Here is a 6,498-nt window from a genome sequence, read left to right on the forward strand (position 1 = left end):
TTAACGCCAATTTTTTTATCCAATCCGCAACTTCTTTTTGCGCATTTTTCGCGCCGTAACCAGAAAAAGCCGCACCTTTCAGGACGGTCGATTTCGGAACAAGCTTTGCCGTATCAGAAACGCATTCAATATTCCACTGCCGCCATGCGGTGAATAAGAAGCACTGGTTAACGGCAGGAACGAAATGCGAGCGACTTATCCTTTTTTATTATTAGCCTATGCCTCGCACTTGCTGTGGAAAACAACTTAATCGTCATTGCCGCAAAAGCGGAATGCAAGTTGAAAAATGGATTGCGGCTCGGGGTCCGCAATGACGACAAAAGGTTCAATTATCCCCGCAGATGACAAACGCAATGACAACAACGACAACATCAATAACAGCAACGGCAACGGCAAAAGCAAAGTGGGTTGATGACACCTTCAAGAAAGTCTGCAGCTTGCTGCGTGGAAACGCTTAGTCATCATTCCTGTTAGCCGCCATTCCCGCGAAAGCGGGAATCCATAAGCACAGCAGAGACCGCACAGCTTAATGTGCGGAGGATACTGGTTTCAGGGGGACGCACGGATTATCTGAACTCTGAACTTTGTTTTTTATTATTACACCCACTGTTATTTTTACGCGGCGGATAACAGGTTCTTAAGCTCTCTTACATCGAACTGTGACATATTTTCTTTGTTTATGCCTACATTCAGTCTGACTTCCGCTATCGCGGGTATCAGCTCTATTATTGCGCTTAACGCGGTATTATCTTCGCTCATGAACGCTTTTTCAGCGAGAGCGTTTACTTCTTCGGCAAGTCTGGACTGAAGCTCTCTGGAGAATTTTTTATCCAAGTCAGCGCCTTTTAGGTTTGAAGCGGACTGGTAAATCTGCTGCCTTACCCGCTCTTTAAAAGTATCGGCAAGAAGTATCGCATTTCCATCAGTAACTCTTTGCTTTCCGGACATCGTCTGAAGCCTTAAAGCTTTTCCGAGCTGTTTTTCCAGCGTCTTACTCAAAATATCTCCCACAACATTTTTATTTACAAGAAACTTTTCGAATATTCCTTCAAGATAAGCTTTTTGAAGAGCCAGCACTTCGTCCTTATCTTTAACATTTCGGACGATATCGTTAAGATAAACGTTCACGGCATGCACCGCGGGCAGGTTTAAAGCGTTCCTGACAGCCGCGATATTGCCCACATTTAAAAGATTCAGAAGGTTTACCAGATTCTCATCGCCGATTTTTTCAAGATTTTTGAAGTTGTCATTTGCAAGATTATACGCGGAGCGCTTTACCGTATCAGTGGTATATTTATTTGCGCTTATCGCATCGAAAATCGCGGATTTTTTTAGGATTCTGACAATCCAAACCCTGTCAACCATGGAACTGTCGCCGGCTGAAATCTTTCTGACAATTTCGCTGTTGTTAAGAATCTTTATGTTCTTTGTTTGACGGAGTTTACTTATAAGTTCTTGCGAACCCGAGTAGCCTTCAATTACGGAAGCCTCTTCAATTGTCGCCAGCGCAAAATCATAAACCGACAATTTATTTTCAGAGGTATTATAAAGAATCCCGTCAAAACCGATAGTCCTGTACTCGCTTGATACCGCAGACACATCCTGCTTCATGTCTCTGTGATCGGCAATTATTTTTATACCGTTGCGCCGCGCCGCTGCGAAAAACTCTTTTATTGTCGGTCCGTCAAGGTTATTTTTTAAAACATCGTAAGAAAGAATTATCTGCCCGTTTCCGATTTTCTGGAAATCGCTGAGCACTTTGTCCAAATCTTCAGGAGTCTTAACATCATCTAAAAAGTAATATATATTTTCTACCATTGCCATCGCGTCGGCATCGGCAATATCTCTCACGCCCGTCATATAAGTGAACTCGGCACCTTCTGAAGAAGAAGCGTCTTCGGCGGACAGGCTTGCCCTGACGGTTCCGCCTTCATAACTGAAAGAGGTTTCAACGGCGTTAAACTCCATATTAAACCATCTTGCGTCAAACTTCGCATCTAAAGTTTTTCCGGTAGCCTTCTTTACGAGTTTCGAAAGCTCAGCTCTGATTCTGGGATTATCACCTTTTAGCGTGTCTTCTATTTCTTTTAAACCCGCGCCTTCTGCAAAAATCACGAAATTATCGGAAGCAGCACTCATCCAGACACTTTTTCCGTTTATTTTGACTCCCGTGTTTTTGAATTTAAAATCTTTTTTTCTTAACGGCATTTTGTTTATTATGAAAACAGGAACGGTTATGCTGCCGTCTTTGTCGGTTATCCTATACGCTTTCAAATCTTCCACAGACAGACTCTCTTTTACAAAGCTGTAGCGCACCGCTATAGAGTTATTAATGATATTTTTTCTCAATGACGAAAACGCCTTAAACGCTGCCGCCAATGCCAGCGGAACCGATAAAACAAAAGCTAAAAGTCCGGCAAATAAGGACATGACTGTGGAAAGCGGACTAGATGACTCTTTTTTCTCCTGCTGCAAAGACAACGGCTCTGTTTGCACGGATTCATTTTTTTCAAGAGTGTTCAATATATTTTTCTCAGCTGCATCATCGGAAAATGCCGCGGCAGGCTTTGTTATAGCATTTCCCGTTATCAAGTCCGTTTCAAGATTTATGTTCTGCTGTGTCACATCATTTAATACGTAGCCCGCCTTTGCCTCCTTTGCCATCTTTGCCTCTGCAACGTTTAAAAGGGGTGTGCTGAAAAACAAATTCGTCAAGATAAAAATGCAAGCAATGATTAAAGTTCTTTCTATCATTTTAATCAAAGCAGAATGGCCTTTGTCAGTTTTAGCACCTGTGTTTCTTTTATAAACGTTTTCGACAAAATCTTTTATGGAATCTATGTACTTTTTCTTGTCTTTCATTGCGATCTGCACATATTCAGATTCGTCGCTTCCAGTGTACTTGACTATAAATTCTGTGCTGTTATCTCTCACAAACGTAAATTGCAGCTGTCTTAGAAAATCGACAATATCAATATTGGGATATTTTTCATGCAGCAACACTGCCGCGGCAGTGAAAAACATTTCCGCTTCAACGGTATTAAGAAAATCATTGCCCAAATCTTTATGAGTAGAGGCATCTTCCAAAAATATCTTGCTTTGTTCGATAAGCTCAGAGAGTGTTTCCTCGCTTATAAGACGTCCATCGTATGACGAATCTTTAAAAAGCAATGATTTTAAAATAGAACTTCTATACGGATGTCTGCTCAAAGTAAATAAGGCATACAATCTAAATGCTGGCGGCTGCTTTTTATCCGTAATAATATTGTACATCCATTTTAAATTTCTTCCTGCTGCTTTGATATAAAGCGATACGAATTGTCGTTTTGCAATACCGTAATCCGTCAGATAACCAAATAAATATTTCGTACTATAACTGTTCTCTGCTGCATATTTAACGGCATCAAACTTATCGTCACCGATAAAATCTTTAAAATACTCTATAGGAACCGATCCGACATTTTTTATGTATTCTCCGATAAAAATTTGCTTTGTAACATAGCTGTACTTATCAGAATAAACAATGTCTCCTGCTAATGTGCGCACATACCCAGCCTCTCTGTCTTCATCCTCTCTGTCTTCATCAGAAAAGGTTAAAAGTACGTCAATGATCTCTTTTTGGAGGTTAAATAATGCAGGTTTGTCTTGTTCGATTTTTCCTTTTTCCAAAAGAACGTCATTAAATTTTAAGAAAAAGTCCAGCATTTCTCTTTTCTTCACATCCAAACCTTCATTTGCGGCTATTGTTATCAAAAATGCCTGAAAGATATTTGAGTTTGCCATTTCTTTATAAAAACCGTAAATAAAATCTATCAGCCTTTCGCATTCGTTTATTTTCTTGCGTTTTATAGCTTCTAAACACAGCCTTTCAAAAAATATTTTCATTTTTGCTTTTATGCGATTGCTGTCTTTATAAAATTTTGCATTTTCGAAAAGAGCGGCAATCTCATCGCCGTTGTCGGTAAATTGGTCGATATAAGATTTGATGTCCGGATTTTCCAAAGAATTAAATTCGTCAAAAAGCTTATCCAGCTTTTCTGCGCTAAACGGAGTAAACGTCAAATTGTATAATTTCTTATGAAAAAGTTCTTCAAGCAAGTTATTGAACGCGTGTACGACAATGCCGAAAAAAACCATCGCTGCCGCAGCAACTGACGACAAAATCGCGGTATTTACAATAATCGTCAACAGTCCTGGCGCCGTCCACGGAAGCACTAATGCAACGCTTGCCACGACTGCCGCCGCAAGAGCGCCTATAACGGCTTTTACTATTCTTGTTCTCGTTGCTCTTGCCTGAAACTGCGCTTCATTAACATTGTCGTGAAGCGCCGCAAACGCTTTTGAAGGAAGGAAGAGCAAAAGTTTCAGTTCGGTCCAACCGGCATAAAAACACCTTTGTACAACATTATAGCCTCTTTCAACAGCAGTCTTTTCAACGCCGGGCAGCATCAGCATCAGCTTCAATCTTAATCCGTAGTCTCCCGCTGTTACACGTGGTAGAAATTTAATGCCTACCAAAGCTTCTTTATCTAAAAAGTTCAACTGTAATTTCTCCTTTACAAAATCTAAAAATCTCGTTTTACTGACTTTGTTGGCAAGTTTTTTAGCTGCCGACCTTATAACAAGCAGTTGTACAATATTCTTATCATATTCAGGATATTTATTGATAATCTCATCGACAATCTTATCGACAATTTTTTTAAAACTCTCGTTCCATAAAGCCATAGCATTTGTTTCCTTTGTCATAAGGGTATCAATATCGCTAAGCAATTTCTCTTCTTTGCTCAACTGTTCTATATTTATAGCTCCACTATCACTAGTAGACACTGTTGGAAAATACTTCAGAAAAATTATTAAACTTTCGAAAGTTTTGGACAAAAACATTTTCTTATTCTTATCGTTAAAAAAGTCTATTATTTCTCCAATAGTATCATCTGAACTCATATCGCCTTTATAGCGTCCATGCCACAATTTCAACGTTTCTTGTATCGAAGCAAACATTCCTTCCGCTTCGGCATACCTTTCCTCTGACATCTCTGATATCAATGAATTCAACTCTTCGATCTGTTTATTGACTTGATCTTTCACGTTTAGCGCCTCAAAAGCGGCTTTGAAAATTTTGTTACTTTTTTTTGTTGCTTTTACTGTTTGGATACTCGCAATCCTAAATGTACCTTGATCATCGGGAGAGTTTAAGTATATTACGGAAAGAGGATTTTTTTTATTAACATCATCTGAAAATAAATATATCGAGATTTTATCGTTCGGGTCAGTCTCAATAAATATTTGATTTTGAAGAAGACCTTCGGACAAATCTTTCAGAGGTATGCCTGCCTTACGTAATATAAAATACCTTAAAGGTGTTTTAAAATAAATCTCTTTACCTATAGCCTCGAAAATCTTATTAACTTCTTCTATTTCAGTATCTTCAACTTCAATTTTTCCATTTTTTATAACTACCAGGATGTTATCAGCGGCTGCTAAATTCTGAGTAGGTTGGTCTGTTAACGTAATTTTTTTGTCTTTATTATTTTCATTGTACCTCTTAATCAAGTTTTTAAACGCTTCCTCCTTTTCAGAATGGTGGTTTTCTTCTGCATCACTGATGTCTCCATTCCCATTAGTTACTCTTATAGCATAACTTTTACCTATACCATTCCCATTAGTTGTTATAGCATAATCTTTACCTATACTCTGCAGCATCTTAATAAGTTCTTCCTCCGCTTCCTTTCCTTCAGGATGGTCTTTTCTTACATCCCCGCTTACAAAATGAAGAGCATTTTCTATATATGCCTGTATGGTGGCTTCTATCTCATTATTATTGCCTGCTAAATCTTTTAACTCTTTTAACCTCCTACTGTTCGGAACAGATTGAATGGTTATTTCTTTTTTGCTCATATCCTTTACCGTAAATTTTTTGTCTGCAGTCTGCAAAATCTCAATAACTTTTTTCACCGTTTCCTCTCTTTCAGTATCTTCTATAAAAATAACGCCGATAAAACCAAGCGGGTCATCATTATTTTTCTTGTGCAGCTGGTTTCTTCTGTCAAATATTATTTCAAGAACTTTATCAAGTGTGACGGAGTTGCCTTCTATATTAACAACTTCTATGTCTTTTATACTATTTTTCGAGTCTAAAAACTCTCGTTTAAATAGTCCGCTTTTTTCTAATTTATTTTTAACTCCTTCCCAATTGTCTGATTTTTCCCAATAAGACAAGAACTCGACATCTTTGTCTTTTTCAAGCTGAGTGATATATGCATTTTCATTTTCATTTTCATTTTTATTTTTTTTAGGAAGTTGAGAGTGAGAGGGAGATAACTTGTTCAAATATTCTATGACTCCAGCATTGCTGCTTAAATCAATCTCCACTTCAAGCAATGTATTCACCTCACCTATTCTTTCATTGTCTTCTTCCTTGTTATATGTTTCGAGTTCAAGCTTTGCCTGCGGATTCTTAACATTGTGGTAAGCATGGCTGAAAATGTTATATACGAT

General features: G+C 38.3%; 1 protein-coding gene. It reads right to left on the reverse strand.

Features of this window, described 5'->3' with window-relative positions; all coding sequences use genetic code 11:
• Positions 1-615 precede the first annotated feature (615 nt).
• On the reverse strand, positions 616-6,498 hold a 5,883-nt coding region (locus tag LBD46_05340; protein ID MDR2426585.1), incomplete at its 5' end, for a hypothetical protein.

Origin of the sequence: Candidatus Endomicrobium procryptotermitis, from assembly GCA_031279415.1 — a bacterium.
GTDB lineage: Bacteria > Elusimicrobiota > Endomicrobiia > Endomicrobiales > Endomicrobiaceae > Endomicrobium_B > Endomicrobium_B procryptotermitis.